At 74.0% G+C, this 26,932-nt stretch carries 25 protein-coding genes and 1 pseudogene; 15 read left to right on the top strand and 11 right to left on the bottom strand.

Going from position 1 to position 26,932, the window contains the following annotated elements; translation table 11 throughout:
* Positions 1–27 precede the first annotated feature (27 nt).
* A complete protein-coding gene (locus ACZ7MY_RS12860; protein ID WP_499601425.1) occupies positions 28–549 on the top strand; it encodes an ATP-binding protein in 522 nt (173 codons plus the stop codon).
* Positions 550–578: 29 nt separating this feature from the next.
* A complete protein-coding gene (locus ACZ7MY_RS12855; protein ID WP_326571765.1) occupies positions 579–863 on the top strand; it encodes a TfoX/Sxy family DNA transformation protein in 285 nt (94 codons plus the stop codon).
* A gap of 49 nt (positions 864–912) precedes the next feature.
* On the opposite strand, the gene ACZ7MY_RS12850 is transcribed toward ACZ7MY_RS12855, so the two are convergent.
* Both ACZ7MY_RS12850 and ACZ7MY_RS12845 read right to left on the bottom strand, forming a co-directional pair.
* Positions 913–1,659, bottom strand: a complete 747-nt coding sequence (locus ACZ7MY_RS12850; RefSeq protein ID WP_499601424.1) for a GntR family transcriptional regulator — start codon at positions 1,657–1,659, stop codon at positions 913–915.
* Between the two features lie 126 nt (positions 1,660–1,785).
* Positions 1,786–2,244 (bottom strand): annotated as a pseudogene (locus ACZ7MY_RS12845) (CocE/NonD family hydrolase); the annotation flags it as partial.
* Between the two features lie 209 nt (positions 2,245–2,453).
* Between ACZ7MY_RS12845 and ACZ7MY_RS12840 the strand changes: the two are divergent.
* Positions 2,454–3,368: an SGNH/GDSL hydrolase family protein gene (locus tag ACZ7MY_RS12840; protein ID WP_499601423.1), complete on the top strand. Its 915-nt coding sequence runs from the start codon at positions 2,454–2,456 to the stop codon at positions 3,366–3,368.
* A 51-nt stretch (positions 3,369–3,419) separates the two neighbouring features.
* Here ACZ7MY_RS12840 and ACZ7MY_RS12835 read toward each other — a convergent pair whose 3' ends face one another.
* Entirely contained in the window at positions 3,420–4,175 is a 756-nt protein-coding gene (locus ACZ7MY_RS12835; protein WP_499601422.1) for a hypothetical protein, read from the bottom strand.
* A gap of 88 nt (positions 4,176–4,263) precedes the next feature.
* Here ACZ7MY_RS12835 and ggt point away from each other — a divergent pair, with 88 nt between their 5' ends.
* Positions 4,264–6,078: a gamma-glutamyltransferase gene (gene ggt / locus ACZ7MY_RS12830; protein ID WP_499601421.1), complete on the top strand. Its 1,815-nt coding sequence runs from the start codon at positions 4,264–4,266 to the stop codon at positions 6,076–6,078.
* Here ggt and ACZ7MY_RS12825 read toward each other — a convergent pair.
* On the bottom strand, positions 6,060–6,806 hold the full coding sequence (locus tag ACZ7MY_RS12825) for a metallophosphoesterase (RefSeq protein ID WP_499601420.1): 747 nt from the start codon (positions 6,804–6,806) through the stop codon (positions 6,060–6,062). The genes ggt and ACZ7MY_RS12825 overlap by 19 nt on opposite strands.
* Before the next feature lie 91 nt (positions 6,807–6,897).
* On the opposite strand from ACZ7MY_RS12825, the gene ACZ7MY_RS12820 reads away from it, so the two are divergent.
* From ACZ7MY_RS12820 to ACZ7MY_RS12805, 4 genes are all read left to right on the top strand, one after another.
* On the top strand, positions 6,898–7,491 hold the full coding sequence (locus ACZ7MY_RS12820; RefSeq protein ID WP_499601419.1) for a CGNR zinc finger domain-containing protein: 594 nt from the start codon (positions 6,898–6,900) through the stop codon (positions 7,489–7,491).
* 194 nt (positions 7,492–7,685) lie between these two features.
* Positions 7,686–9,053 carry a hypothetical protein gene (locus ACZ7MY_RS12815; protein WP_499601418.1) on the top strand — a complete coding sequence of 456 codons (1,368 nt, stop codon included), beginning with the start codon at positions 7,686–7,688 and terminating at the stop codon, positions 9,051–9,053.
* Positions 9,054–9,183: 130 nt separating this feature from the next.
* On the top strand, positions 9,184–10,029 hold the full coding sequence (locus ACZ7MY_RS12810; RefSeq protein ID WP_499601417.1) for a nitrilase-related carbon-nitrogen hydrolase: 846 nt from the start codon (positions 9,184–9,186) through the stop codon (positions 10,027–10,029).
* 8 nt (positions 10,030–10,037) lie between these two features.
* Positions 10,038–11,345 carry an aspartate aminotransferase family protein gene (locus ACZ7MY_RS12805; RefSeq protein ID WP_499601416.1) on the top strand — a complete coding sequence of 436 codons (1,308 nt, stop codon included), beginning with the start codon at positions 10,038–10,040 and terminating at the stop codon, positions 11,343–11,345.
* A gap of 63 nt (positions 11,346–11,408) precedes the next feature.
* Here ACZ7MY_RS12805 and ACZ7MY_RS12800 read toward each other — a convergent pair whose 3' ends face one another.
* Together ACZ7MY_RS12800 and ACZ7MY_RS12795 are read right to left on the bottom strand one after the other, a co-directional pair.
* On the bottom strand, positions 11,409–12,248 hold the full coding sequence (locus ACZ7MY_RS12800) for an endonuclease/exonuclease/phosphatase family protein (RefSeq protein ID WP_499601415.1): 840 nt from the start codon (positions 12,246–12,248) through the stop codon (positions 11,409–11,411).
* A complete protein-coding gene (locus ACZ7MY_RS12795; RefSeq protein ID WP_499601414.1) occupies positions 12,245–12,988 on the bottom strand; it encodes a hypothetical protein in 744 nt (247 codons plus the stop codon). Before ACZ7MY_RS12795 ends, ACZ7MY_RS12800 begins: the two co-directional genes overlap by 4 nt.
* A gap of 302 nt (positions 12,989–13,290) precedes the next feature.
* Between ACZ7MY_RS12795 and hydA the strand changes: the two genes are divergently transcribed.
* From hydA to ACZ7MY_RS12765, 6 genes are all read left to right on the top strand, one after another.
* Entirely contained in the window at positions 13,291–14,697 is a 1,407-nt protein-coding gene (gene hydA, locus ACZ7MY_RS12790; RefSeq protein ID WP_499601413.1) for a dihydropyrimidinase, read from the top strand.
* 17 nt (positions 14,698–14,714) lie between these two features.
* The gene (locus tag ACZ7MY_RS12785; protein WP_499601412.1) at positions 14,715–15,734 is read left to right on the top strand and encodes a TIGR03842 family LLM class F420-dependent oxidoreductase; all 1,020 of its coding nucleotides are present in this window, start codon (positions 14,715–14,717) and stop codon (positions 15,732–15,734) included.
* Between the two features lie 17 nt (positions 15,735–15,751).
* Positions 15,752–17,290: an NCS1 family nucleobase:cation symporter-1 gene (locus ACZ7MY_RS12780; protein WP_499601411.1), complete on the top strand. Its 1,539-nt coding sequence runs from the start codon at positions 15,752–15,754 to the stop codon at positions 17,288–17,290.
* Between the two features lie 57 nt (positions 17,291–17,347).
* The gene (locus ACZ7MY_RS12775; protein WP_499601410.1) at positions 17,348–18,166 is read left to right on the top strand and encodes an inositol monophosphatase family protein; all 819 of its coding nucleotides are present in this window, start codon (positions 17,348–17,350) and stop codon (positions 18,164–18,166) included.
* Positions 18,163–19,593, top strand: coding sequence for a phytoene desaturase family protein (locus ACZ7MY_RS12770; RefSeq protein ID WP_499601409.1), 1,431 nt, complete (start codon positions 18,163–18,165; stop codon positions 19,591–19,593). The genes ACZ7MY_RS12775 and ACZ7MY_RS12770 overlap by 4 nt, the downstream gene beginning before the upstream one ends.
* A gap of 62 nt (positions 19,594–19,655) precedes the next feature.
* The gene (locus ACZ7MY_RS12765) at positions 19,656–20,639 is read left to right on the top strand and encodes an aldo/keto reductase (RefSeq protein ID WP_499601408.1); all 984 of its coding nucleotides are present in this window, start codon (positions 19,656–19,658) and stop codon (positions 20,637–20,639) included.
* Positions 20,640–20,698: 59 nt separating this feature from the next.
* Here ACZ7MY_RS12765 and ACZ7MY_RS12760 read toward each other — a convergent pair whose 3' ends face one another.
* Both ACZ7MY_RS12760 and ACZ7MY_RS12755 read right to left on the bottom strand, forming a co-directional pair.
* Positions 20,699–21,445 carry an SIR2 family NAD-dependent protein deacylase gene (locus tag ACZ7MY_RS12760; RefSeq protein WP_499601407.1) on the bottom strand — a complete coding sequence of 249 codons (747 nt, stop codon included), beginning with the start codon at positions 21,443–21,445 and terminating at the stop codon, positions 20,699–20,701.
* A gap of 53 nt (positions 21,446–21,498) precedes the next feature.
* Positions 21,499–22,278 carry a DUF4037 domain-containing protein gene (locus ACZ7MY_RS12755; protein ID WP_499601990.1) on the bottom strand — a complete coding sequence of 260 codons (780 nt, stop codon included), beginning with the start codon at positions 22,276–22,278 and terminating at the stop codon, positions 21,499–21,501.
* 80 nt (positions 22,279–22,358) lie between these two features.
* On the opposite strand from ACZ7MY_RS12755, the gene ACZ7MY_RS12750 reads away from it, so the two are divergent.
* Positions 22,359–24,158 carry a gamma-glutamyltransferase family protein gene (locus ACZ7MY_RS12750; RefSeq protein ID WP_499601406.1) on the top strand — a complete coding sequence of 600 codons (1,800 nt, stop codon included), beginning with the start codon at positions 22,359–22,361 and terminating at the stop codon, positions 24,156–24,158.
* 138 nt (positions 24,159–24,296) lie between these two features.
* On the opposite strand, the gene ACZ7MY_RS12745 is transcribed toward ACZ7MY_RS12750, so the two are convergent.
* From ACZ7MY_RS12745 to ACZ7MY_RS12735, 3 genes are read right to left on the bottom strand one after another with little or no spacing between them, the layout of a single operon-like run.
* Positions 24,297–24,797 carry an NUDIX domain-containing protein gene (locus ACZ7MY_RS12745; protein WP_499601405.1) on the bottom strand — a complete coding sequence of 167 codons (501 nt, stop codon included), beginning with the start codon at positions 24,795–24,797 and terminating at the stop codon, positions 24,297–24,299.
* Entirely contained in the window at positions 24,794–25,786 is a 993-nt protein-coding gene (locus ACZ7MY_RS12740; protein WP_499601404.1) for a ketopantoate reductase family protein, read from the bottom strand. The genes ACZ7MY_RS12745 and ACZ7MY_RS12740 overlap by 4 nt, the downstream gene beginning before the upstream one ends.
* Positions 25,787–25,796: 10 nt before the next feature.
* Positions 25,797–26,861 carry an ADP-ribosylglycohydrolase family protein gene (locus tag ACZ7MY_RS12735; protein WP_499601403.1) on the bottom strand — a complete coding sequence of 355 codons (1,065 nt, stop codon included), beginning with the start codon at positions 26,859–26,861 and terminating at the stop codon, positions 25,797–25,799.
* Positions 26,862–26,932 lie beyond the last annotated feature (71 nt).

Below are 26,932 nucleotides of genomic sequence, written 5' to 3'. Positions count from 1 at the left end.
CACCTACGACACCTGTGAGGTGGTCACATGGGGGACAACCTGGCCGCACGGCCGCCGTTCCGGCGCGCCGCCCCCGGCGCCGGCCGCGGTGCGGGCGACGACTCGCCCCCGGACACCCTCCATACCCACGATCCGGCGGCCGAACCCGTCCCGTCCCCGCCCGCCACCGTGCTGCTGGGCGAGGTCTTCCTGCCCGCCGACGACCTGGCGCCCGCTCAGGCGCGGCGCGTCCTGGCGGCGACCCTGGACGCGTGGGACCTCGGGTACCTGCTGGACACCGCGGGCATCGTGCTCGCCGAGCTCGTCTCCAACGCGGTGCGCCACGCCGGGGGCCGGAGGGTGGGCGTCACGTTGTCCCGGCGGCTGACGCTGGTGCACATGTCGGTCCGCGACGGCTCGCGCACTCCGCCCTGCCTGGTACTGACCGGCCAGGTCCCCGACACGACCGGGAGCACCCGCGGTCTCCAGGTCCTTTCGGCCCTGACCTACCGCTGGGGGACAGAACTCCTGCCGGGCGGCAAGCGTGTCTGGGCCGAGATCGCCGTCTGACGGGGCGTCGGGAGGTGCATGATGGGGGCATGGACTCCCTGCAGCAGATGCCCAACATCGGCGCGGTCCTGGCCGAGCGCCTCCGCAGCGCCGGCGTGCCGGACGCCGACGAGCTGCGCCGCCTCGGATCCGGAGGGGCCTTCGCGATGATCCGCGAGGGGCTTCCCGAGGACGCCTGCACCCACACCCTGCTCGCCCTCGAGGGCGCGATCCGCGGTACCCGCTGGACCGCCATCCCCAAGGCAGACCGCGACGCGCTGGTCGGCCGGGTGCTCGGCGAGGGCCACGCGGGCGCGGCCGCCGGAGGCCGATGACGACCGGCCGCCGTCACCGGCCGGCGGGACGCGCCCCCGCCGGGGCCGGTCAGGACGAGAAGTCGATGCTGTAGGCCACGCGCCAGCGGTCGGCGCGGATCACCGTGTCCGAGGTCTCGACGGCGCGGTCGTCGGCGTCGAAGTACGTGCGCTGGACCGCCGTCACGCACTGACCGTGCGCGCAGCCGAGCGTCTGCGCCTCCCAGCCGGTGGCCGGACGCGACTCCAGGACCTCGCGGGCCCGCACCACCCGTACCCCGATCGCGGCCAGCCGCCCCCGCACCCCGCGGCGGGCGTAGGGGCCGCGCTCGGGGTGCGCGACGTCCGTGCCGTCGGTGACGGCCAGCGGCTCCCAGCTGGTGGCGAGCTGCACGGGCCGGCGGTCGGCCAGGTACTCGTAACGGGTCATCACCACCGGGTCGCCGGTGACGATGCCGAGCCGCTCGGCGATGGCCGGCGGGGCGGTGGTGGTGACGGTCGAGGCCTCCCAGTCCACGGTCGCGGTGTCCCCGGCGACCCGGGTGGCGAAGGGCGAGTCCACGGCGCCCGTGCCGCGGTCGAGCGTCCCCAGGCTGGACCGGTCGACGACGAACACCCCCCGCCCGAACTGACCTTCGACGTAGCCCGCCGCCTTCAGCACGCGCACGGCGCGGTCGACGGTCTGGTCGCTCGCCCGGTAGGTCTCCTTGAGCCGGGAGCGGGAGGGGATGCGGGACCCGGGCTTGAGGAGTCCCTCGTCGATCCGCCGCATGAGGTCGTCGGCGATCCACTGGTACACCGGCCCCGGCTCGGCCATCCCCGCCCGTCCTCTCTCCCGCTCCTGGCACGACGTTAGGTACGCAGGCCACGGCTGCGTACCGAGGTACGCACGCTACGGGAGTGACGGTCGGCGAAGCGGTACGGAGAACCGCGACGGGTCCGCCGCCGGGGACCGGAGGTGCCGGGTGCGGCCGCCGTCGATGGATTCGGTCAGGTCCGCCCAGCCGCTGAGCGCCGTCACGGCCTTGACGCGCGGTTCGTGCGCGGCCCCATGAGGGTCGGCCCGGCGTCGTAGGAGACGCCCGCCCCGCCGATCCGGCCGGGATCGGCGGGGGTGTTGGCGAGGGTCCGGTCGACGACCTCGGAGACGTCCGCGACGTCGAGCGGCCCGCACCTGACCGCCGGTGCCGTTCGCACCCGATGGGGTGAAGACGTTGCCCTTGAGGGTGATCCCACCGGCTCCCGGGATGTCGGCGATGCGGACGGAGGGAGCGGTGGAGCCGCCGGCCGCGGAGTTCGCGCCGGCCGTCGCGGCCCGTGCGGCGGGGGCCGCGATGTCCAGTGCCGTGGTGGCGAGCAGGAGTGCGGACAAGGCTCCCGCGGCGGTGCGAGGCGTTCTCATGGCGGCTCCAGATGTCCCCGGGACGAAGTGACCGGAGGGTGACCAGGGCGACTTACCTCAGGTAATGGGGCTGCATGTTGCGCGCCAGCAATGATTGCGGTGAGCTGAGGGAACGTCAGTCCATCGAGCGAACTTGCGACGCATCCATTGACTTGGGCCACGCGGGGCGCCGAATCTGAACCCGTCAGCGTCGACAGGGGGAGGGCCCGATGGGTGTCGGACGTGCATCGATCCTGGGAGCGGCCGCGGCGTCGGCCGCGATCCTGCTCACCGCGGTGAGCGCGGTCCCGGCCACCGCGCATTCGCGCGACGGCCGGCACCACGGCCATGGTCACGGCAACGGCCACCGGGACGCGTACGTCGCGCTCGGGGACTCGTACACGTCGGGACCGCTCATCCCCGACCAGGTGGACGCCAACTGCGCCCGGTCGAACCGGAACTACCCCTCGCTGGTGGCGCAGCGGCTCAGGGGCACCACCCTCACCGACGTGAGTTGCGGCGGGGCCACCACCGCCGAGATGTGGAAGGCACAGGGCAGCAACCCGCCCCAGCTGGACGCGCTCAACCGGCGTACCTCGCTGGTCACCCTGCAGATCGGCGGCAACGACGTCGGCTTCGGCAGCATCATCCGCACCTGCGCCGGCGCCGCGCTCTCCGACCCGACCGGCAATCCCTGCGAGAAGTACTACACGGCCGGCGGGACCGACCAGTTGCGGACCGCGGTCGAGCAGACGGCCCCGAAGGTCGACGCCGTGCTCGACGCCATCCGGCACCGCGCACCGCGGGCCCGTGTCGTGGTCGTCGGCTACCCGGCGCTGCTCCCCGACAGCGGCGTCGGCTGCCGGCCGGCCGTGCCCTTCGCGGACAAGGACTTCGCTTACCTCCGGGACACCGAGAAGCGGCTCAACGCCATGCTGGCCCGTCGTGCCAAGGCCGCCCACGCGACCTACGTCGACACCTACACCCCGACCGTGGGCCACGACATGTGCACGGCCCCCGGCGTCCGCTGGATCGAGCCGCTCACGCCCGCCGCTCCGGCCGCGCCCGCCCACCCCAACGCACTGGGCGAGAAGGCCATGGCCGCCGCCGTCCTGGACCGGCTCTGCGTACGCGGCCGCATATGACGGGGCCGCGGGGTGCCCTGCCCCCGCGGCCGCCCGCCCCGTCCCGGGCCGTCACTCCGCGGTGACGGCCACCGGGAGGGCGGGGGCTGTCCTGGCCTCGCGGGTGACGTCGGCGACGACCTCCACCACGTCGGGTCCGTAGGCGTCGGAGTTGACGACCTTCAGCAGCAGGCAGAAGGTACCGTCCACCCCGTACTTGCGGGACAGCCGCTGGTGGTGGCGGGCGAGGTAGCGCACGGCGGCCTGGTTGGTCACTCCGCGCTGGCCGGAGGCGAGGAAGACCGGGCGGTTGTTCCCGGTGTTCTCGTCGGCGGCCAGCCGGGCCAGGAAGACGTACTCCACCTTGCCCTTCTCCATGCGGTAGGTATCGCCGCCCACGGTCAGCGCGCCCTGGTCCTCGACGGGCCCGGTGAAGTCCTTGACCTGGAAACCGGGCAGCATGGAGCGCAGGTGCGCAGCCATGCGGTGGTTGGATATCGGGCCGCCGATGCAGAACTCCGTGCGGGCGCCGAAGCCCTGCCAGGCGGTGTCGTGGGGCAGGATCTCGGCGTGCGCGCCGCACTCCTTGATCAGCGCGGACAGTTCGATCAACGCGAAGACGTCATGGCGTGCCACGCTCCATCCCCGCGTCGAGCCCGGGTCGCGGTTGATCACCATCAGGCACTCCGAGCCGGTGGGCAGCCCGAAGAAACGCTGCTTGCGGCGCAGCTTGCGCCGCCACAGGTACGTGCGGACGAACCAGCCCAGCACGGCGCTGATACCGCTCGCGGCCAGTCCCAGCACGATATTGCGCACGTCGTCGCTCATGGGCCGGGATCGTAGTTGAGGCGTTCCTGACGAGGAAGGCAGGGTGGGGTTAGGCTGCCCGGACGGTCGCCCCAGTGGAGGTCCACGTATGCGTCGTCACGCTGTACGGAGTCTGTCGCTGCTCGCCGTAACCGCCACCGCCGCGCTGTCGGTGGCCGCGGCACCGCCGGGGGCGGACGCCCCGGCCCGGGACGCGACGCCCGCCAAGGTCCCGCTCGCCGTCGGCTACGGAGGCGCGGTCTCCAGCGTCGACCCCGACGCCTCCGCCGCCGGCATCGAGGTGCTGCGGCGCGGAGGGAACGCCGTGGACGCCGCGGTGGCCACCGCGGCCGCCCTGGGCGTCACCGAGCCCTATTCCTCGGGCATCGGCGGCGGCGGTTACTTCGTCTACTACGACGCCGGGCAGCGCAAGGTCCACACCATCGACGGCCGCGAGACGGCCCCCAAGAGCGCCACCGACAAGCTCTTCGTCGAGAACGGCCAGCCACTGCCCTTCAACGACGCCGTCACCAGCGGTCTGAGCGTCGGCGTCCCCGGCACCCCCGCGACCTGGGACACCGCCCTGAGGTCCTGGGGCAGCCGGAGCCTGCGCGACGTGCTGCGGCCCGCCGAGCGCCTCGCGCACGACGGCTTCACCGTGGACGCCACCTTCCGCAGCCAGACGGAGGCCAACCAGGCGCGCTTCAAGGACTTCCCGGCCACCGCGGCGCTCTTCCTGCCCGGTGGGCAACTGCCGGCCGTCGGTTCCACCCTCAAGAACCCCGACCTCGCCCGCACCTACTCCGAGCTGGGCCGCAAGGGCGTCTCCGCCGTCTACCGCGGGAGCATAGGCGCCGACATCGTGAACACCGTGCGCAAGCCGCCGGTGGACCCGGCCGCCACCCGGGTCGTCCGCCCCGGCGACCTCACGACGGCCGACCTGAAGGCCTACAAGGCCAAGCCGCAGAGCCCCACCCGGGTGTCGTACCGCGGGCTGGACGTCTACGGCATGGCCCCCTCCTCCTCCGGCGGCACCACCGTCGGTGAGGCGCTGAACATCTTGGAGCGGACGGGCCGGCTCTCCCGCCTGTCCGAGGCGCAGTACCTGCACCGCTTCCTCGAGGCGAGCCGGATCTCCTTCGCCGACCGCGGGCGCTGGGTCGGCGACCCGGCCTTCGAGAAGGTCCCGACCGCGGGGCTGCTGTCCCAGTCCTTCGCCGACTCCCGGGCCTGCCTGATCAAGGACGACGCGGTGCTGACCAGCCCGGTCGCCCCGGGGGACCCGTACCACCCGGCGCGCTGCCCCAGCGGCGGCAAGGCCGCCCCCACGACGTACGAGGGCGACAGCACCACGCACCTCACGGTCGCCGACAAGTGGGGCAACGTCGTCGCGTACACGCTGACCATCGAGCAGACCGGGGGCAGCGCCATCACCGTGCCCGGCCGCGGTTTCCTGCTCAACAACGAGCTGACCGACTTCTCGTTCGTCCCGGCCAGTGCCTCGGTCCACGACCCCAACCTGCCGGGACCCGGGAAGCGGCCGCGCTCCTCGATGTCGCCGACGATCGTGCTGAAGGACGGTCGTGTGGACTTCGCGCTCGGCTCGCCCGGCGGCGCCACGATCATCACCACGGTGCTGCAGGTGCTGACCGAGCACGTCGACCGCGGCCTGCCCCTTGTGGACGCGATCGCCGCGCCGCGCGCCAGCCAGCGCAACGCCACGGCCACGCAGGTCGAGCCCGGCTTCCTCGCGAGCGACGTGGCGGCGGAGCTGAAGGACATCGGGCACAGCTTCGCCGACGCGGGCGAGATCGGCGCCACGACGGGCGTCCAGCGGTTGCGGGACGGCCGCTGGCTCGCCGCGGCCGAGACGGTGCGCCGCGGCGGCGGCTCGGCGATGGTGGTTCAGAGCACCACGCGGTAATGGGTCGTCAGGCGCCGCTCGTCGTCCAGCACGTGGAAGGCGACGCCGGGCGGCGCCGTACGGTCGGCCACCGAGCCGTCCGGTTCGCCCTCCCACGGCATGCGCAGCGTCCACGTCACCCCGGGTGCGGCGATCAGCGGCCGTCCGGCGAAGGTGGTGGCCGCGGGCGTGTGGGCGTGACCGGTGAGGACGGCGATCACCTCGGGGTGCGCGTCCAGCAGTTCCTCCAGGGCGGCGGGCCGGCCGAGCCGGTAGCCGTCGGGCAGCGGATGGTGCAGCGCGACGGGCGGATGGTGGAACGCCACCAGGGCCGGGGTGCCGGGGTCCAGCCCGTCCAGCGCGGCCGACAGCCATCCCAGCGTCTCCTCGTCGAGGAGGCCGTCGTCCTCGCCCGGGATCGTCGAGTCGCACATCAGGACCGCGGTTCCGGCGACGAGGTGCGCCCGGTTCACCGGTCCCGTCCCTTCGGCCTCGCCCAGCAGCGCCTTGCGGTAGGCGGCGCGCCGGTCGTGGTTGCCCGGACAGGGGAGGACCGGGAACGGCGCGTCGAGGATCCGGGCCGCCTCCTCGTACTCGGCCGGGGCGCCGTGGTCGGCGATGTCCCCGGTGACCAGCAGCGCGTCGGGCGGGCTCGGGAGCCCGCGCAGGTAGGACATGACGCGGCCGGCGCGCTCCGTCGAGCGTTCGGTGCCGTCGAGATGCAGGTCGCTGATGTGAGCCAGCAGCATGGGCCGCTCCCCTCCAGGCTTAATGATTAATCTGTCCTTTGACGTTAGAACGGTAGAGTGCCGCCGACGGACGATCAAGAGGAGGGGCGCCGTGGAGCGCTGCCTGGCCCTGGAACTGGTGAGCACGATCCGGCACGACGGCGACGGAGGGGTCGCCGACGACCTGGGCGACCCCTCCGCGCTCACGGCCTGGGTCCGCGAACACCTCCCGCAGGACGGCGGCTTCGTCGCGGATGGCACCGCGCTCGCCGAGGTGCTCGCGCTCCGCCGCGCCGTACGCGCACTCTTCGCCCGTGCCGTGGCGCCCGGACCGGCCAGCCCGGCCGACGCCGGACACCTGATGCCCGCCGAGCAGGCCCTCGCGCACCTCAACGCCGCGGCTGCGCGGGTCCCCGTCGTCCCGCGGCTGGTGTGGGAGGCGCAGGAGGCGCCCGTGGCCCGGCCGGCGCCCGCCGTGGAGCCGGCCGATCCGACCGCGCGGATCGTCGCCGAACTCGCCCGCGCCGCCGTCGACTTCCTCGCCGGCCCCGATCGCACGCGGCTGCGCGCCTGCGCCGCGCCGCGGTGCGTCCGCTACTTCGTCAAGTCCCACGGCCGCCAGGAGTGGTGCAAGCCCTCCTGCGGCAACCGCGCCCGCGTGGCCCGCCATTACCGCCGCCACCGCCCGGAGGCGGCCCAGTCCTGAGCGGCGGGACACGGCGGTGGCAGCCGTCCGTCCGCGGGGGCGCGCCGCCGTGCCTCCGCGCGGGGCCGGGGCGCCCGTGCAGCCGCCGCCCCCTGTGCGAAAACTCTCCGTAGCGCCGCTGTAACACGCCGGGTGTCGAATGCCGTGCGGACCACACGCTTCCGCCGCCGGGCGGCGGGCAGGGAGGAGCGAGAGTGGAACGCGGGGTGCGCAGCCAGGTCGCCGACCCGGTCGGTGAGTTCGCCCGGTACCTGCGGGGGCTGGTCGGTGCGGCGGGCGGCACGCACGGCTGGTACGCGGTCTTCGCCGAACGCGATCCCGCGGGTGTGCGGGCCTGGCTCGACGGCACCGACGTCCCGCCGTGGGACGTCGTCCACGCCCTCCTCCAGGACGTGGCTGTCGCCCAGGGCACCCCCCGGGCCCAGGAGACCGCCCGGCCCGCCCGTGGCCTGCACGCCGCCGCCGTTGCCGCCCACGACGCCGCACCGGGCGGCGAGGCGGCGCTCAGCGCACGGCTGGACGCCTTGCTCGGGGAACGCCGGCACGTGGTGCTGCACGAACGCGCGGTCGCCGCCGCGCTGCGCGGCGCCGCCACACCCGCCGAGGCCGAGCGCCTCGGCAACGAACTCGCCTGGGCCCGCGACGACCGCGAACGGGCCGTCGCACGCTGTGCGGAGCTCCGGACGCGTCTGGACGCGGTGCGCTCACGCCCCGCCGTGCCCGAAGGGTGGTTACGCCCGCGGGCGGAACCGGACCCGCCGCCGGAGGGCGGCGGTCGTGCCACCGTCCCCGCCTCCGCCCCCGCCACCCGAGGCCGGGAACGCCCCCGCGGCGGAGCACGCTACGGCGGGGCCCGCTTCGCCGGGGGACCCGAGGCCGAGGTGGTCCCGCCGCCCGTCGTCGCGGCGCCGGAGGACGGCGCCGGTGCCGCACCCCGCGGGGCCCGGTTCGCCGGCGCGGCGGGCCACGACGCCCCCGACGGCCACGAGCCAGGGCAGGTCCGCGGCGACGTCCGTACGACCGCTCCCGCCCGCGGGCAGGCCGCGCGGGCGACCGCGGCGCGCATGGCGGAACTGCGCCGCACCGGCCGCACCGGTGAGGCGTACGTGCTGATGAGCGAGGCCGTGGCGGGCCCGCCCGAGGACGTCCCCGAACTCGCGGCCGCGCTGGAGCGCTGCGGGCTGGCCGCGGACGTGGCCACCCTGCTCTGGGAGCTGGCCGCGCAGCCCCCGCACCGTCTGGCGGCCGCCGCGGCCGCCCTGGACTCCGCCGGCCGCGGCGACGACCGCAGGACCCTGCTGCACCAGGCCGCCGCCCGGCCCGCCGCCGAGGTGGCCGGGACCGCCGGGGCCCTCCTCGACGCCGGCCACCGGGACGCGGCACTGAGCCTGCTGGCCGCCCTCGTCGGCGCCCGCAGCCCGGAGGCGGCCGCCGGCATCGCCCACGAGGGTCCAGGGCTCGTCGGCCCGCTCCTGGACGCGGCCGGGCTGGTGTCGGCGTCCAAACGCCGCGACGTGGCCGCCGCACTGCGCCGAGCGGGTCTGCCCGGCCGCGAAACCTGATCGGCTTCGTTGAGTAAAGGCGCCGGTATTGCCACAGTGGGCTGTGGGCTCTTACGTTCGTCCCAGCGCCGGATCTACGTGCGTAGACCAGCCCGCCGTTCCGGCGTGACCTCGCGTCAAAGGAGCTGTCATGCCCAATGTCGTACGCGCCGCGCTCGTCCAGGCGACGTGGACCGGTGACACCGAGTCGATGATCGCGAAGCACGAGGAGCACGCCCGCGAGGCGGCCGCGCAGGGCGCCCGGGTGGTCGGCTTCCAGGAGGTGTTCAACGCCCCGTACTTCTGCCAGGTACAGGAGGCCGAGAACTACCGGTGGGCCGAACGGGTGCCGGACGGCCCGACCGTGCAGCGCATGCAGGCCCTCGCCCGGGAGACGGGCATGGTGACGGTGGTGCCGGTCTACGAGATCGAGCAGGACGGCTTCTACTACAACACCGCCGCCGTGATCGACGCCGACGGCAGCTACCTGGGCAAGTACCGCAAGCACCACATCCCGCAGGTCAAGGGCTTCTGGGAGAAGTACTACTTCAAGCCCGGCAACCTGGGCTGGCCGGTCTTCGACACGGCCGTCGGCAAGGTCGGCGTCTACATCTGCTACGACCGCCACTTCCCCGAGGGCTGGCGGGCGCTCGGCCTCGCCGGTGCGCAACTGGTCTACAACCCCTCGGCGACCCACCGCGGGCTCTCCTCGTACCTGTGGCAACTGGAGCAGCCGGCCGCCGCCGTCGCCAACGAGTACTTCGTCGCCGCCATCAACCGGGTCGGCCAGGAACCGGTCTACGGCGACAACGACTTCTACGGAACGTCCTACTTCGTCGACCCACGCGGCCAGTTCGTGGGCGACGTCGCCTCCGACAAGGAGGAACAGCTGATCGTGCGCGACCTGGACTTCGACCTGATCCCCGCGGTGCGCCAGCAGTGGGCCTTCTACCGGGACCGCCGCCCTGACGCCTACGGCACCCTGACGGAGGCGTGAACACGTCCATGACCATCACCGAGAACCCGCACGCCGCGCTCCACTCCCGCCACCGGGCCGTGATGCCGCAGTGGCTCGCGACGTACTACCGGGAGCCCATCGAGATCACCCACGGCGAGGGCCGCCACGTCTGGGACGCCGAGGGACGGCAGTACCTCGACTTCTTCGGCGGCATCCTCACCACCATGACCGCCCACGCCCTGCCGGAGGTCACCGCCGCGATCCGCGAGCAGGCCGGCAGGATCCTCCACTCCTCCACGCTCTACCTCAGCTCGCAGGCCGTCGACCTCGCCGAGCGCATCGCCCGCCTGTCGGGCATCCCGGACGCCCGGGTCTTCTTCACCACCTCCGGCACGGAGGCGAACGACACCGCGCTGCTGCTCGCCACCACCTACCGGAAGTCCAACCAGATCCTGGCGCTGCGCAACAGCTACCACGGGCGTTCCTTCTCGGCGATCGGCATCACCGGCAACACCTCCTGGTCGCCGACGAGCCTGTCGCCGCTGCAGACGCTGTACGTGCACGGCGGCGTCCGCCACCGCGGTCCCTACGCGCACCTGTCCGACGCCGAGTTCACGACCGCGTGCGTGGCGGACCTGGAGGACATCCTCGGCCAGGCCAACGGCCAGGTCGCGGCCCTGATCGCCGAACCGGTCCAGGGCGTCGGGGGCTTCACCTCGGGCCCCGACGGGCTGCTGGCCGCCTTCAAGGAGGTCCTGGACCGGCACGGCATCCTGTGGATCACCGACGAGGTGCAGACCGGCTGGGGCCGGACCGGTGAGCACTTCTGGGGCTGGCAGGCACACGAGGGCTCCGGCCCGCCGGACGTCCTGACCTTCGCCAAGGGCGTCGGCAACGGCATGTCGATGGGCGGCGTCGTCGCCCGCGCCGAGGTGATGAACTGCCTCTCCGCCAACTCCATCTCCACGTTCGGCGGCAGCCCCATCACCACGGCCGGCGCGCTGGCCAACCTGCAGTACCTCCTCGACCACGACCTGCAGGGCAACGCCCGGCGCGTGGGCGGCCTGCTCAAGTCGCGGCTGGAGGCCATCTCCGCCGGGCTCCCGGTGGTGCGCGAGGTGCGCGGCCGCGGGCTGATGCTGGGCGTCGAGCTGGCCACGCCGGCCGCCGCGGGCGTGGTCCTCGAAGCGGCGCGTGAGGGCGGCCTGCTGATCGGCAAGGGCGGCCGGGCCGGCGACGCGCTGCGCATCGCCCCGCCGCTCTCCCTGACCGTCGCGGAGGCGGAGGAGGGCGCCTCGATCCTGGAGTCGGCGCTCAAGCAGGCGCAGAGCGAACTGGGCGACGGACCGGTCTGACGGCACGGCACAGCACGGTGCGCCACGGGCGCGGGGCGCGGCCCCGCGCCCGCCGCGCCGCCGTCAGGGCTCCAGGTCGACGACGAGCGGACGGTGGTCCGAGACCGGTACGGCCGGCGCCCGCGCGGAGCGCACGGCGGCCCGCCCGACCCCGGCCGCCAGCACATGGTCGAACTGCACCACGGGACGGTGCGAGGGGTAGGTACGCCTCCGGGCCAGCGTCCGCCAGGCACCGCCCAGCACCAGCGGCGGCACCGGTCCCACCAGGTTGAGGTCGCCCAGGAGCAGGTGCGGCCGGGGCAGCCCGGCGATCCAGCGGCGGACCGCCACCAACTGGCCCACGTTCCAGCCGGGGACGAACGACAGGTGCATCGCGACCACCGTGAACGGGCCGCGCGCCCCCTCCAGGACGGCCGCCAGGGCGCAGCGCGGCTGGTCGGACATCATCCGCAGCCCGGCGACCCCGGGCACTCGCAGGGGCACCCCCACGGGCGAGGGGGACAGCCGCCGGGCCCGCCACTCCCGTACGGGAAGCCGGGTGACCAGGGCGATCCCGTGCGACGGCGGGCCGTCGCCTTGAGCGGCGTCCCGCGGCCCGTACACGCGCAGCCCCGGCTCGGCCGGATCGGGCACCCATCCCGTGCCCGGCACCGAGCGGCCGTGCACCGCGGACGCGTAACGCCAGTCCCGGGCGCCCGACGCCGCCGCGGCCACCGCGGCCTGGTCCAGCCCGCCGGACCGTTCCTGGAAGCGGTCCAGCTCCTGCAACGCGAGGACGTCGGCGTCCAGCGACGCGACGGCCCGGGCGAGCGGCTCCCCGGCGGCCGTCCCGCCGGGGAAGGGGACCGGCCTGCCATCGGTGATCGGCCTGCCGTGGAGCACGTTGAACGTCGCGAACCTCATGGCTGTGCCGCCCGCGGCCCGGTGGAAGCGGGGGAGGGCACGTCGCCCCGGCGCGGACGGCCCGGCCGGCGGAAGTGGGCGTATGGCGGGTACGCCGTGAAGGCGACGTCGAGCTCGGGCCCGCGCCCGCGGCCCGTGTGCTCCAGCAGCGGTGTGAGCTGCTCGACAACGGCCATGCGGCCCTTCACCACGCCCTTCTGACGCGGTCCCTGGCCGGCCGCCCACGCCAGCTGCGTCGCGGCGGAGGAGAACGTGCCGCGGCTGCCGACGAGGAACAGCGTCCGGGCGTGGCTGACCGGCCGCAGCCGGTCGCGGGCGTCCGCGTGCCCGTGCCGCCTCCACCAGGCGTCGGCGTCGCGTTGCGTGCGCGCCTCGTCCGTACGGACCGTCAGGGGGACCCCGCCGGTGAGCCCGCGGCGCAGCCGGGGCCACTCGCTCACCCGCAGGCCCAGTGAGTGGTGGACCAGGACGAGGTCCACGCGGCCGCCGCACGCGTCCACGAACGCCTCAGCGCCCAGGATGACGCCGTCGCGCAGCGGCACATGGACGAGGGTCCGCCGCGAGCAGGCCACGAAGGAGAACAGCCCGGCGAGGGCCGAGAGTCCCGCGTGGTCGCCGACCAGGAAGCCGTACCCGGTGGGATCGGTGAGCGCCGTGTGGCGCGGTGGATGCCACGGCTGCACGATCCGGTGCTCCACCGGGCCGGTACGCGGACGGAAGTGACGCAGCCTCAGCCGCATGCGGATGCCTCCATCCGCCCATCGTCGCGGCGCGGACGCGGCGGAGGCAATGCGATTTCGCACCTCGTCGCCTACAGACTCGAACGCCCGGTTCGTGACATATTGTGAGCGTTCGCCGTACGGCGGCGTGGAGGAGGAGCGATCGTCCCCGTCGATCCCGTCGATGGAGAGCAGCGGTATTGCCACCGTGGGTGACCGGTCATACGTTCTCCACCATGGCGGGGTCTACGTGCGTAGAGCCGTTCCGACATGGCATCGAGGTTTCCGGGACCCCGCCCTCAGCCGTTGGAAGGAGTGGGAGCATGAGCCGCATCGTCATCCGGGGCGGACTGGTCGTCACGGCCGCGGAGGAGGTCCACGCCGACGTCCTCGTCGAGGGTGGCCGGGTCGCCGCCCTCGCGACGCACGACTCCGACCCGGCGCAGGGCTGGACCGCGTCGGCCGATCGCGTCATCGACGCCACCGGGAAGTACGTCATCCCTGGCGGGGTGGACGCGCACACCCACATGGAGCTGCCCTTCGGTGGCACCTTCGCCTCGGACACCTTCGAGACCGGTACCCGGGCCGCCGCCTGGGGCGGGACGACGACGATCGTGGACTTCGCGGTGCAGTCGGTGGGCGAGTCGCTGCGCTCCGGCCTGGACACCTGGCACGCCAAGGCCGACGCCCAGTGCGCCATCGACTACGGCTTCCACATGATCCTCTCCGACGTCAACGAGGACACCCTCAAGGAGATGGACATCCTCGTCGAGGAGGGCGTCACCAGCTTCAAGTTGTTCATGGCCTATCCCGGTGTGTTCTACAGCGACGACGGCAGGATCCTGCGGGCGATGCAGCGGGGTGCCGGCAACGGCGGCCTGGTGATGATGCACGCGGAGAACGGGATCGCCATCGACGTGCTGGTCGAGCAGGCGTTGGCGGCGGGGAGGACCGATCCCCGCTACCACGGTGAGGTGCGGCGGGAGTTGCTGGAGGCCGAGGCGACCCACCGCGCGATCCGGCTGGCCCAGGTCGCGGGGTCCCCGCTCTACGTCGTGCACGTCTCCGCCCGGCAGGCCGTCGAGCAGATCGCCCTCGCCCGGGACGAGGGGCTGAACGTGTTCGGTGAGACGTGCCCGCAGTACCTGTTCCTGTCGACGGACAACCTGGCGGAGCCGGACTTCGAGGGTGCCAAGTACGTCTGCTCGACGCCGTTGCGGCCGAAGGAGCACCAGGCGGTGTTGTGGAGGGGGTTGCGGACGAACGATCTGCAGGTGGTGTCGACGGATCACTGCCCGTTCTGCTTCGTGGGGCAGAAGGAGCTGGGGCGGGGTGACTTCTCGAAGATCCCCAATGGTCTGCCGGGGGTGGAGAACCGGATGGACCTGTTGCACCAGGCGGTGGTGGACGGGCACATCAGCCGTCGCCGGTGGATCGAGATCGCGTGTGCGACGCCGGCGCGGATGTTCGGTCTGTACCCGCGCAAGGGGACGATCGCGCCGGGTGCGGACGCCGACATCGTGGTCTACGACCCGGGCGTGGAGCAGGTCATCTCCGCGGCCACCCACCACATGAACGTCGACTACTCGGCCTACGAGGGCAAGCGGGTCACCGGACGCGTGGAGACCGTCCTGTCCCGCGGCGAGCCCGTCATCGACGGCCGGGAGTACGTCGGACGGGCGGGACACGGCCAGTACACCCCGCGCGGAACCTGCCAGTACCTCGTCTGAGAAAGGCGCGTGGACCCATGGACTTCGGACTCGTCCTGCAGACGGACCCGCCCGCCGAGCGGGTCGTGGAGCTGATGCGGCGCGCCGAGCGCAACGGCTTCAGCCACGGTTGGACCTTCGACTCGGTCGTGCTGTGGCAGGAGCCGTTCGTCATCTACAGCCAGATCCTGGCGCGGACCGAGCGGATGGTCGTCGGCTCCATGGTCACCAACCCGGGGACGCGGACCTGGGAGGTGACCGCGTCGACCTTCGCCACGCTGAACGAGATGTTCGGCAACCGGACGATCTGCGGGATCGGGAGGGGCGACTCGGCGATGCGCGTGGCGGGCCGCAAGCCCAACACCCTCGCCCGCATCGAGGAGGCGATGCACGTCATCCGCGAGCTCGCCGAAGGCCGCGAGGCCGACCTCGGCGGCACGACCGTCCGCATCCCCTGGATCAAGGATGGAGCGGAACTGCCGGTGTGGATGGCGGCGTACGGGCCGAAGGCGCTGGCGGTCGCCGGGGCGAAGGCGGACGGGTTCATCCTGCAGCTCGCCGACGTCTACCTGACGGAGTGGATGGTCAAGGCGGTCAAGGAGGCCGCGGTCGCCGCCGGCCGCGGCCCGGCCGAGGTGAAGGTGTGCGTGGCGGCTCCGGCGTACGTCACCGAGGACGACTCCCCGCAGGCCCTGGCCCATGCCCGCGAGCAGTGCCGCTGGTTCGGCGGCATGGTCGGCAACCACGTCGCCGACCTCGTGGCGAAGTACGGCGAGCACTCCGCGTCCGTGCCCGGGGAACTCACCGACTACATCGCGTCCCGTCAGGGCTACGACTACTCGCACCACGGCCGCACCGGCAACCCCGACACCGCGTTCGTCCCCGACGAGATCGTCGACCGCTTCTGCCTCATCGGCACCGCCGAGCAGCACGTCGAGAAGCTGCGCGCCCTCCAGGCCCTCGGCGTCGACCAGTTCGCGGTCTACGACATGCACGACGCCAAGGAGTCCACCATCGACGCCTACGGCTCCACCGTCATCCCCGCGCTCCGCGGCTGAGGGGGTGCACCCCGCCGATGCCGGCCCCCACGCCGCCCGCCCAGATCACGCACCCCGACGGCCGCGTCGAGCTCCGCCTCGACGCGGCCGCGCCGCACGGCCGGTACGCCAACCGGGACCTCCTGCCGATCCCCATCGCGGACCGGCACTGGACCACCTACAACTTCACCGCCCTGTGGATCGGGATGGCGCACAACATCCCCTCCTGGACCCTCGCCTCCGGTCTGGTCGCCCTCGGCATGGACTGGAAGCAGGCGGTGTTCACCATCGCCCTCGCCAACGTCCTCGTGCTGGTGCCGATGCTGCTCACCGGGCACGCGGGCCCCAAGTACGGCATCCCGTTCCCGGTGCTGGCGCGTTCCTCGTTCGGGGTGCGCGGCGCCAACCTCCCGGCGATGCTGCGCGCCGCCGTGGCCTGCGCCTGGTTCGGCATCCAGACGTGGATCGGCGGCCAGGGCATCTTCGTCCTGCTCGGCAAGATCTGGGGAGGCTGGGCGGGCGCCGCGCACGTGGCGGGCTACCCGTGGACGCTGTGGGTCTGCTTCCTCGCCTTCTGGGTGCTGGAACTCGCCATCATCTACCGGGGCATGGAGACGCTGCGCCGCTTCGAGAACTGGGCAGCGCCCTTCGTCCTGGTCGGGGCCGTCGTCCTGCTGGTCTGGATCACGAACAAGGCCGGCGGCCTCGGCCACCTGCTGGACCAGCCCTCGCGACTGGGCTGGGGCGGCGACTTCTGGAAGGTCTTCTTCCCCGCCCTCATGGGCATGATCGGCTTCTGGTCGACGCTCTCCCTCAACATCCCCGACTTCACCCGCTTCGGGGCCGGACAGCGCGCCCAGGTCTGGGGCCAGTCGCTCGGCCTGCCCACGACGATGACCCTCTTCGCCGTCCTGTCGGTGCTCGTCACCTCCGGATCCCAGGCGGTGTACGGCGAGGCCATCTGGGACCCGGTCGAGCTGGCCGGCAAGACCGACAACGTCGTCGGCCTGCTCTACGCCCTGGTCACGGTGCTGGTGGCCACCCTCAGCGTCAACATCGCGGCCAACGTGGTCTCACCGGCGTACGACCTGTCCAACCTCGCACCCCGGCACGTCGACTTCCGCACCGGCGCCCTGATCACCGGCGTCGTCGGGGTGCTGATCTTCCCCTGGAAACTGACCTCCACCCCCGAGCTGTACATCTTCACCTGGCTTGGTGTCGTCGGCGGCGTCCTCGGCACCGTGGCCGGCGTGCTCATCGCCGACTACTGGCTCGTCCGGCGCACGCACCTGGCGCTGGCCGAGCTGTACGAGGCGGGCGCCGGACGCTACTGGTACCACCGCGGCTGGAACTGGCGGGCGGTGCTCGCCCTCGTCGTCGGCGGCCTGCTGGCGGTCGGCGGTTCGTACTCCACCGTCGACGCCGAGGGCCGCAGACAGGGCCCGTTCCCCGTCGACGGCCTGATCCCGCCGTTGAAGCCGCTCGCGGACTACGGCTGGGCGGTGGGCCTGGTCACCTCGTTCGTGCTGTACGCCGCCCTGATGCGGAAGGCGGGGCCCGCCGCGCGGACGGCGTGAACCCGCCAAAGCCACGGCGGGTGCGCGTCGCCGCGGCCGATCTGGTCTGATGGAGGAGTGATCGATGACGCACTCTTCAAGGCGGTCGAGGGCACGGTGCGCGCGGCCGCCGAGGCGGAGGTCGTGCCGCGCTGGAGGCAGCTGGGCGCCGCCGACATCAGCCACAAGACCGGACCGGGGGACCTGGTCACCGTCGCCGACCGCGAGGCGGAACTGCGGCTCGCCGAGGAGCTGCCGGCGCTGCTGCCCGGTTCCGTCGTGGTGGGGGAGGAGGCCGTGCACGCCGACCCCGGCATCCTGCGCCGCATCGGCGGCGACGCCCCGGTGTGGATCGTCGACCCCGTCGACGGCACCGCCAACTTCGTCGCCGGCAGGCCCGAGTTCGCCACACTGGTCGCGCTCGCCCGCGGCGGCGAGGTGCACGCCTCCTGGACGTACGTGCCGCGCCTGGGCCTGATGGCCACCGCCCGGCTCGGCGGCGGAGCGCTCCTCAACGGCGAGCCGATCCGCACCGCGCACGACGTCGACGGGTCCGCGCTCAAGGTGGCCACCTCGCAGTTCGCCTTCCTCGACGAACAGGAGCGGCGCCGCTTCGAGGGCCTCGGCACCGACGGCCTCGAGACCCGCCAGTGCACCTGCGCCGGGCTGGACTACCTGGAGGTCGCCCGGGGCGCCATCGACGCCGTCGCCTTCACCTGGGAGTCGCCCTGGGACCACGCGGCCGGCGTGCTGCTGGTCGCCGAGGCGGGCGGGGCCAGCGTCACCGCCGAGGGCGTGCCCTTCCGGATCGGCGGCGGCAACGCCTTCCCCTTCTCCGTGGCGCGCGACGAGGCGACCGCGCGACGGGTCGTCGACCTCATGGCGGGTGACCGATGAGCAGGACCCGCGTCACGGACGTCATCGTCGTCGGCGCCGGCCCCAACGGCCTGACCGCCGCGGTCGAACTCGCCCGCGCCGGCCACTCGGTGGAGCTCTTCGAGGCCGCCGACCAGGTCGGCGGCGGCGCCCGCACCGAGGAACTGACCCTGCCGGGCTTCCGCCACGACCCCTGCTCCGCCGTGCACCCGTTCGGCGCCGGCTCGCCCGCGTTCAACGCCATGCCGCTCGCCGAGCACGGACTGCGGTGGCTCCACCCGGAGCTGCCGCTCGCCCACCCCTTCGACGACGGCACCGCGGCGGTGCTGGCCCGCACCGTCGGCGCGACCGCCGCCTCGCTCGGGCCGCGCGACGCGGGCAGCTACCGCCGGCTCCTGGCCCCGTACGTCGGCCGCTGGCCGACCCTCGCCCACGACTTCCTGCGCCCCCAGTGGCGGGGCCTGCCCCGCGACCCGCTGCGCTTCGCGAGCTTCGGGCTGACCGGGCTCCCGCCGGTGGCCGTGCTCGCCCGGCTGTTCCGCGACGAGAAGGCGCGCGGGCTGCTGGCCGGTCTCGCCGCCCACGCCATCGCGCCGCTGACCAGCCCGCTCACCGGCGCGACGGCGCTGATGTTCGCCGTCGCCGGCCACGACGTCGGCTGGCCGGTGCCGCGCGGCGGCTCCCAGTCGATCGCCGACGCCCTCGCCTCCTACCTGCGGCTGCTCGGCGGCACGATCCACACGGGCGTCATGGTCCGCAAGCTCGACGAGCTGCCGCCGGCGCGCGCGTACGTCTTCGACACCTCGCCGACCGCGCTGGCGCGCATCGCCGGGCTCGGCGACGCGTACCGGAACTACCGCTACGGACCGGCCGTCTGGAAGATCGACTACGCGCTGGACGGCCCCGTGCCCTGGACCGCCGCCGACGCCCGGCGCGCCGGCACCGTGCACATCGGGCCCACCTTCGGCGAGATCGGCGACGCCCTGAACCGGGCGGTGCGCGGCCGGCCGCCGCAGACCCCGTTCCTGATCGCCGCCCAGCCCAGCGTCGTCGACCCCGGGCGCGCTCCCGAGGGCAAGCACGTCTTCTGGGTGTACGGGCACGTGCCCAACGGCTGGAGCGGCGACGCCACCGAGGCCGTCGAGCGGCAGATCGAGCGCTTCGCGCCCGGCTTCCGGGACCTCGTCCTCGCCCGGGCGGTCAGCGGACCGGCCGACCTCGCCGCCCGCAACCCCAACTACATCGGCGGCGACATCGGCAGCGGGGCCTTCGCCGGCCTGCAGACGGCCTTCCGCCCCAGGCCCAAGTGGAACCCGTACAGCACCTCGCGCCCGGGGGTCTTCCTCTGCTCCTCGGCCAGCCCGCCCGGACCCGGTGTCCACGGCATGTCCGGCCACCACGCGGCCCGCGCCGTGCGCCGTCACCTGGAGGAGGCCGCCCGCCGGTAGTGCCCGATGCGGGCCCCGCCCCGTCGGTCGCGGCCGGCGGGGCAGCGACTAGCATCGAGGGCATGGAGCAGCGCGTATTGGGCAGGACGGGCCGCAAGGTGTCCGTCGTGGGTCTCGGCACCTGGCAGCTGGGCGCCGACTGGGGTGAGGTCCGCGAGGAGGACGCACTCGCGGTCCTGGACGCGGCCGTGGCGGAGGGCGTGACCCTCTTCGACACCGCAGACGTCTACGGCGACGGACGCAGCGAGCAGCTGATCGGCCGCTACCTGCGGGAGCGCCCGGACGCCGGGATCTTCGTCGCCACGAAGATGGGACGCCGGGTCGCCCAGGTCCCCGAGAACTACGTCCTCGACAACTTCCGCGCCTGGAACGACCGTTCCCGGGCCAACCTGGGCGTCGAGACCCTCGACCTCGTGCAGCTGCACTGCCCGCCGACCGCCGTCTACTCCTCGGACGCCGTCTTCGACGCCCTCGACACCCTCGTCGAGGAGCAGCGCATCGCGGCCTACGCCGTCAGCGTCGAGACCTGCGAGGAGGCGCTGACGGCGATCGCCCGCCCGGGCGTCGCGAGCGTGCAGATCATCCTCAACGCCTTCCGGCTCAAGCCCCTGGAGCAGGTGCTGCCGGCCGCCGCCGAGGCCGGGGTGGGCATCATCGCCCGCGTACCCCTCGCCTCCGGCCTGCTGTCCGGCCGCTACACCAAGGACACGGTCTTCCCCGCCGACGACCACCGCACCTACAACCGGCACGGCGAGTCCTTCGACCAGGGCGAGACCTTCTCCGGCGTCGACTACGCGACCGGCCTGGAGGCCGCCGCCGAGTTCACCGCCCTCTCCCCGGAGGGCGCCACTCCGGCCCAGACCGCGCTGCGCTGGATCATCCAGCAGCCCGGCGTCACCACCGTGATCCCCGGTGCCCGCTCCGTCGAGCAGGCCCGCGCCAACGCCGAGGCCGCCGCCCTGCCGGCGCTGCCGCAGAGCACGCTGGACGCCGTGCGGGACCTGTACGACCGGAGCATCCGCGCACAGGTCCACCACCGCTGGTAGACCCTCGGCGGAGCCGTCACAGCCGTGCCCCGGACGCTCGCCGTCCGGGGGCACGCGCGTCAGCCCGCCGCGGCCTCCCGGGCGATCCCGTCCAGGAGCGCGGGCAGCGAGCTCCCGATCGGCTCGCGCACCAGCTCGTCCGCGATCGCGTCGTACGGTGTCGGCTCGGCGTTGACGATCACCAGTCGCGCGCCGTGTTCCGCCGCCATCCCGGCGAGCGACGCGGCCGGCTGGACCTGCAGGCTGGTGCCGACCGCGACGAGGACCGTGCACCCCTTCGCGATGGTCATCGCGTTGCCCAGGACCACCGGGTCCAGCCGCTGCCCGAACATGACGGTCGCCGACTTCAGGATCCCGCCGCACTCCCCGCACGCCGGGTCCGGCTCGCCCGCCCGGACCCGGGCCAGCGCCGCGTCCATGGACGTCCGGTCGTGGCACCGCGTGCACACCACGGCCCGGGCCGTGCCGTGCAGCTCCAGCACCTTGCGCTCGGGCAGGCCCGCCATCTGGTGCAGTCCGTCGACGTTCTGCGTGATCACGCGCACGGGCACGCCCGACCGCTCCAGCCGGACGATCGCCTCGTGCGCGGCATTGGGCCGCGCCTCCAGTGCCGGGCCCTCCATGCGCATCAGCCACGACCTGCGGCGCACCTCGGGATCGGCCATGTAGTGCTCGTACGTCACGAGCTTCTCGGCCTCGGGGTCGCGCCGCCACAGACCGTTCGGGCCGCGGTAGTCGGGGATGCCGGAATCGGTGGAGATGCCCGCGCCGCTGAGGATCGCGACAAGCGGCTTCTTCGCGCTCATGCCGCGAGGTTACGCAGACCGGGACGGCCGCGGCCATCGGGTTTTCCCGCCGGTCAGGCCAGCGCCGCGCGCACCCGCGCGACCAGGGCCGAGGCGTCCTCCACCGCGGCCACCGGGTCGCCGAGGCCGGCCAGCACCGCCTCGGCGCGGGCGTGGAAGCCCGCCGGGGTGTCCGGGAGGGCGTCCGCCGCGGCGAGGGCCCCCTTCTCGTTGAGGCACCACACGCGGTGGTGGGCGTGGAGCGACTGCGTCAGCACCCCGACCGCCCGGGACAGGCACAGCGCCGCGTGCAGGACGTCCCCGGCGCCCGCGGACTTGCGGGCGTTCGCGACGAGGAAGTCCGCCTCCCAGGAGGCCTCGACGAGCGCCCGGCGCAGCGGTTCGGGGTAGACCCGCGCGGCCTCGCGCAGCGCGGTCAGCTCGCCCGCCGGGTCGGCCAGGACCCTGCCGAGGGCGACCTCACCGGCGTACACCGGGGACCAGAAGCCCAGCGGATGGCCGGCCTGCACGCCCACCTCGTAGCGGCCGGCGCGGCAGTCGTCCCACACCCGCCGCACACGGTCCAGGTCCCGCAGGATCCAGTCGACCTGCACGCCGTCGACGCGCAACCACGCCCCGCCGTTCACCCAGGGCCCCCAGCCGCCGGGGCCGGCGACCTCGACCGGGGCGCCCGTCGCCTCGGCGGCGAGCGCGGCCAGCGCCGCCACGTCCGGTTCGCCGCGGTAGTACACGCCGAGGTCCCAGTCGGAGCCGGGGCGGTGCGCACCGCGTGCCCGGCTGCCGCCGAGCATCACCCCGACCACACCGGGGACGCGGGCGAGCGACCGCGCCATGGAGGCGACGGGGGGTGCGTGTTCGGTTTCGTGGGACACCGTGCGAGTGTAGGAGCACCCCCGGCGCGAGGAGCACTGCATTGTTCACGACCCGCCCCACCCTTCAGGGCACCTACGGAATGGTCTCCTCCACGCACTGGCTCGCCTCGCAGTCGGCGATGGCCGTGCTGGAGAGCGGCGGCAACGCCTACGACGCGGCGGTGGCCGCCGGGTTCGTCCTGTACGTGGTGGAGCCGCACCTCAACGGCCCCGCGGGAGAGGTCCCGATCATCGTCGCGCCCGCCGGCGGTCCGGTGCGCGTGCTCTGCGGCCAGGGCCCCGCCCCCGCCGGGGCGAGCGTCGACCACTACCGCGCGCTGGGCCTGGAGTTCGTCCCCGGCACCGGTCCGCTCGCGGCCGCCGTGCCCGGCGCCTTCGACGCGTGGATGGTGCTGCTGCGCGACCACGGCACCAAACCGCTCGCGGACGTCCTCTCCTACGCCATCGGCTACGCCGAGCAGGGCCACCCCGCGGTCGAGGCGGTCGGCGCCACGGTCGGCTCCGTCCAGGCCCTCTTCGAGACGGAGTGGACCACCTCGGCCGAGCTGTACCTGGCCGGCGGACGTCCGCCCCGGGCCGGGGCCCTGCTGCGCAACCCCGCTCTCGCCGCCACCTGGCGGCGGCTGCTGCGCGAGGCGGAGGCCGCCGGCAGCGGCCGGGAGGCGCAGATCGAGGCGGCCCGCAGGGTGTGGCGCGAGGGCTTCATCGGCGAGGCCCTGGCGGCCTTCGCCGCCCGTCCCGCGATGGACACCACCGGCGAGCGGCACGCCTCCACCCTGACCGGGGACGACCTCGTCGCGTACGAGGCGCGCCACGAGGACCCGGTCACCCTCGACTGGAACGGCTGGACGGTCTGCAAGGCGGGACCCTGGAGCCAGGGCCCGGCCTTCCTGCAGCAACTGGCCCTGCTGCCGCCGGACTCCGCCGACCTGGAGTACGGCACCGCCGACTACGTGCACACCCTGGTCGAGGGCACGAAGCTCGCGATGGCCGACCGCGAGGCCTGGTACGGCGACGCCGAGGACGACGTCCCCCTCGCGGAACTGCTGTCCCCCGCCTACAACGACGCGCGGCGCGCCCTGGTCGACCGCGCCAAGGCCTCCCACGAGCTGCGCCCCGGCAGCCCCGGTGGCCGCACGCCGCGGCTTCCCCGCTTCCCGCTCCACGACCCGGCGGCGGCACCGGACTTCGACGCCATGGGGGTCGGGGAGCCGACCGTCGCCCAGAACGGCGCGACCCGCGGCGACACCTGCCACCTCGACGTCGTCGACCGCTGGGGCAACATGGTCGCCGCCACCCCCAGCGGCGGCTGGCTCCAGTCCAACCCGGTCGTCCCTGGGCTCGGCTTCCCGCTCGGCACCCGCCTGCAGATGACCTGGCTGGAGCCCGGACTACCCAACTCCCTCACCCCGGGCCGCCGTCCGCGCACCACGCTCACCCCCTCGCTCGCGCTGCGCGACGGGGTGCCGGTGATGGCCTTCGGCACCCCCGGCGGCGACCAGCAGGACCAGTGGTCGCTGCACTTCTTCCTGGGCGTCGCCCTGCGCGCCCCCGTCCGGGGCGGTCTCGACCTCCAGGGCGCCATCGACGCGCCCAACTGGCACAACGACAGCTTCCCGAGCTCCTTCCACCCCCGGGAGATGCGCCCGGGCAGCCTCACCGTGGAGAGCCGCTTCGAGGAGTCCGTCATCGCCGGGCTCCGCGGGCGCGGCCACGACGTGACCGTCGGCGCCCCCTGGTCCGAGGGCCGACTGTGCGCCGTGGCCCGCGACCCGGAGACCGGCGTGCTGTCCTCCGCGGCGAACCCGCGCGGGATGCAGGGCTACGCGGTGGGCCGCTGACCGGCCCGCCGGGGGCGGTCAGCGGCGGGCGGGCCGGTCAGGCGTCGTCCACGCGGCGTCGGGGCCGCGGGCCGGGCGGCCGGGCTCGGGACCCGACGCTCGGCGTACGCCGCCCGCCCGCCCGGGCGGGACGCGGTACTACGCCGGGGGACGCCCGTTGACCAGCTCGACGGGGAACGCGCCGTCCTCCAGCGCCGCCAGGGCGGCGCGGACGCGGCGGTACAGGCCGGCGGAGAGGTACTCCTCGGCCTCCTCGGGCGTCGCCATGCGCCAGGCGGACAACTCCTCCTCCTGCAGAACGATCGCGCCCAGCGCGGCCTCGTCGAGCACCCCGCCGTCGTACATGTACGAGGCGAGCGGCGGCCGTCCGGACGGCCCCTGCACCCAGTCCACGGTGAGGAGGGCGCCCGGTTCGACGTCGAGCCCGACCTCCTCCAGGGTCTCCCGGCGTGCCGCCTCGCGGGGCGTCTCCCCGTCGGCCGACTCGATGGTGCCGCCGGGCAGCACCCACTTGCCGTCCTCGCGGTAGGTGGTCTCGGCGATCAGGATGCGGCCCTCGGCGTCGCGGAAGAGCGTGCTGGCCCCGGCGAGGATCTTCGGCAGGCTGTCGATGTACGCGGAGAATTCGGTGGTCGTCACGGGCCCCAACCTACGGGTTCGCGGCCCTCGACGGCGGCGGCCACCTGCGCCGCCTCCAGGCTTCCGGGGGCGCGACGGTCGCGCGCCGCTCCGTTCGCGAGCCGCCGCAGCGTCTCGTTGACCGGCACGGGTATCCCGTGGAGCCGCCCCAGCAGCACGATCTCGCCGTTGAGCCAGTCCGCCTCGACGCTGCCGGTGCCCCGGGTCAGGCTCTGCCAGGACGAGCCGCCGCCCCGGGCGAAGCGTTCGACCGGCCGCAGGCTCACCCGGTCCCCGCGGACCGTCGCCTGCTCCTCCACGCCCGCGTACGGGATGCCGGCGGCGTCGAGCACCGCCGCGCCCTCGGCCCGGGCCCGCTCCAGGAGCGCGGCCGCCGTGTCGTCCACGCCGCCGCACAGCGCCTCGACGGCGTTGCCCAGGTTCGACAGCAGCTTGGCGTACTTCCAGCGCATCACGTCGGGCACGACCGGGGCGGCGAAGGAGGACTTCTCCAGTTCCGCGGAGACGGCCCGGGCGAGGTCGTCCGTTCCGTGCGGGTAGCGGCCCAGGTGGAGGATGCCGGTCAGCGGCCCGCACGGGGCGACGACCTCACCGGGCTCCAGGTGGGTCGACGGCAGCCACACGCACATCCCGTACACGTCGCGGAAGCGGCGCAGGGCCATGCGTTCGTTGGCGACGCCGTTCTGGGCGCAGACCAGCGGCAGACGGTCCGCCACCGGGGCCCAGGCGTCGAGGGCCGCCTGCGTGTCCTGCGTCTTCACCGCCAGCACCAGCACGTCGTCCTCGCGGAGCGTCAGCTCCTCCGGGCCGCCGGCCACCGGGACGGGCAGCGTCATCGTCCCGTCCGGCGTCCGCAGGGTCAGCCCGCGCTCGCGCAGCGCCTCCAGGTGCGCTCCCCGCGCGACCAGGACGACCTCGTGCCCGCTCCCGTACAGCCGGCCGCCGATCGTCGCGCCGACCGCGCCCGCTCCCACCACGATGTATCGCACAGGCGGGACCCTACGGCACCAGGAGAACGGTGCGGCGGGCCAGCTCGCTGATCGCCGCCCCGTCGAAGCCGAACACCGCGCTGCGCACCCGGTCCTCCAGCGGCCCGGTCCACTGCGGCGGGATCGCGGACGCGCCGCAGAGCACCCCGGCGACCGAACCCGCCGTCGCCCCACCGGAGTCGGTGTCCAGGCCGCCGCGTACGGTCAGCGCGATCGTGGCGGTGAAGTCGCCCGCGCCGTAGAGCAGCCCGGCGGTGACGAGCGCGGCGTTGGGGACGGTGTGGATCCAGTGCAGTCCGCGGTTCTCCTCGTCCAGCTCCGCCATGGTGCTCGCCCAGTCCAGCCCCGCCTCGTGCAGCGCCATGGTCCGGCGCACCGTGCGGGCCAGCCGGCAGCCCGGCGGCACGTGCTGCAGCGCCGACTCCAGCGCGGCCCGCGCGCCGGGCGCCGTGAACGCCGCCGCGATCAGCGCCGCCGCCCACATCGCCCCGTACACCCCGTTGCCCGTGTGGGACAGCACCGCGTCCCGGCGGGCCAGGGAGGCGGCCCGCCGGGGGTCGCCGGGAGAGGTCCAGCCGTACACGTCGGCGCGGATCAGCGCCCCGATCCACTCCTGGTACGGGTTGTCGGCCGTGGCCGTCAGCGGCGGCCTCAGTCCCTTGGCGAGGTTGCGGTACGCCGCCCGCTCGGCGGTGAAGGTCTGCAGGTAGGGGAGGCGCAGCAGCCACAGCTCGCCGACCTGCTCGGTGGTGAACTCCGGGCCGTAGGTCTCCAGCAGGTCGAGTCCGAGGATCGCGTAGTCCACGTCGTCGTCCCGCGCGCTGCCGTGGATGTTGCCGCGGGTGCACTGCGGCCACTCCGGGCGCAGCGCGAACTCGGCCGGGTCAGGCGGCGGGTCCAGCGCCGGGATGTAGTCGGTCAGCGGCAGCGCCCCGGCACGGCGCAGGTAGCGGTCGATCCGGTCACGCGTCCAGTGGTCGCCGCGTTCGACGGGCTTGCCGAGCATGTTGCCGGCGATCCGGCCGAGCCAGCCGCCGAGGACGCGGTCGTCGAGGGAGAGGGCGGAGAAGGCCATGCCTCCGGTGTACCGCCCCGCGCCCCGGGATAGGGTCCAAGCGGCGCGACCTGCCGAAAGGGAGATCAAAG

It is taken from the genome of Streptomyces sp. NPDC111520 (genome assembly GCF_055635295.1).
Note: the sequence above shows the minus strand (reverse complement) of the source record. Positions and strands in the feature narration are given on the sequence as shown.

Bases quoted from the DNA above. Each gene is read 5' to 3' on its own strand.
- ACZ7MY_RS12860 (WP_499601425.1), top strand. From the start codon at position 28: ATGGGGGACAACCTGGCCGCACGGCCGCCGTTCCGGCGCGCCGCCCCC.
- ACZ7MY_RS12855 (WP_326571765.1), top strand. From the start codon at position 579: ATGGACTCCCTGCAGCAGATGCCCAACATCGGCGCGGTCCTGGCCGAG.
- ACZ7MY_RS12850 (WP_499601424.1), bottom strand. From the start codon at position 1,659: ATGGCCGAGCCGGGGCCGGTGTACCAGTGGATCGCCGACGACCTCATG.
- ACZ7MY_RS12840 (WP_499601423.1), top strand. From the start codon at position 2,454: ATGGGTGTCGGACGTGCATCGATCCTGGGAGCGGCCGCGGCGTCGGCC.
- ACZ7MY_RS12835 (WP_499601422.1), bottom strand. From the start codon at position 4,175: ATGAGCGACGACGTGCGCAATATCGTGCTGGGACTGGCCGCGAGCGGT.
- ggt (WP_499601421.1), top strand. From the start codon at position 4,264: ATGCGTCGTCACGCTGTACGGAGTCTGTCGCTGCTCGCCGTAACCGCC.
- ACZ7MY_RS12825 (WP_499601420.1), bottom strand. From the start codon at position 6,806: ATGCTGCTGGCTCACATCAGCGACCTGCATCTCGACGGCACCGAACGC.
- ACZ7MY_RS12810 (WP_499601417.1), top strand. From the start codon at position 9,184: ATGCCCAATGTCGTACGCGCCGCGCTCGTCCAGGCGACGTGGACCGGT.
- ACZ7MY_RS12805 (WP_499601416.1), top strand. From the start codon at position 10,038: ATGACCATCACCGAGAACCCGCACGCCGCGCTCCACTCCCGCCACCGG.
- ACZ7MY_RS12800 (WP_499601415.1), bottom strand. From the start codon at position 12,248: ATGAGGTTCGCGACGTTCAACGTGCTCCACGGCAGGCCGATCACCGAT.
- ACZ7MY_RS12795 (WP_499601414.1), bottom strand. From the start codon at position 12,988: ATGCGGCTGAGGCTGCGTCACTTCCGTCCGCGTACCGGCCCGGTGGAG.
- hydA (WP_499601413.1), top strand. From the start codon at position 13,291: ATGAGCCGCATCGTCATCCGGGGCGGACTGGTCGTCACGGCCGCGGAG.
- ACZ7MY_RS12785 (WP_499601412.1), top strand. From the start codon at position 14,715: ATGGACTTCGGACTCGTCCTGCAGACGGACCCGCCCGCCGAGCGGGTC.
- ACZ7MY_RS12780 (WP_499601411.1), top strand. From the start codon at position 15,752: ATGCCGGCCCCCACGCCGCCCGCCCAGATCACGCACCCCGACGGCCGC.
- ACZ7MY_RS12770 (WP_499601409.1), top strand. From the start codon at position 18,163: ATGAGCAGGACCCGCGTCACGGACGTCATCGTCGTCGGCGCCGGCCCC.
- ACZ7MY_RS12765 (WP_499601408.1), top strand. From the start codon at position 19,656: ATGGAGCAGCGCGTATTGGGCAGGACGGGCCGCAAGGTGTCCGTCGTG.
- ACZ7MY_RS12760 (WP_499601407.1), bottom strand. From the start codon at position 21,445: ATGAGCGCGAAGAAGCCGCTTGTCGCGATCCTCAGCGGCGCGGGCATC.
- ACZ7MY_RS12755 (WP_499601990.1), bottom strand. From the start codon at position 22,278: ATGGCGCGGTCGCTCGCCCGCGTCCCCGGTGTGGTCGGGGTGATGCTC.
- ACZ7MY_RS12735 (WP_499601403.1), bottom strand. From the start codon at position 26,861: ATGGCCTTCTCCGCCCTCTCCCTCGACGACCGCGTCCTCGGCGGCTGG.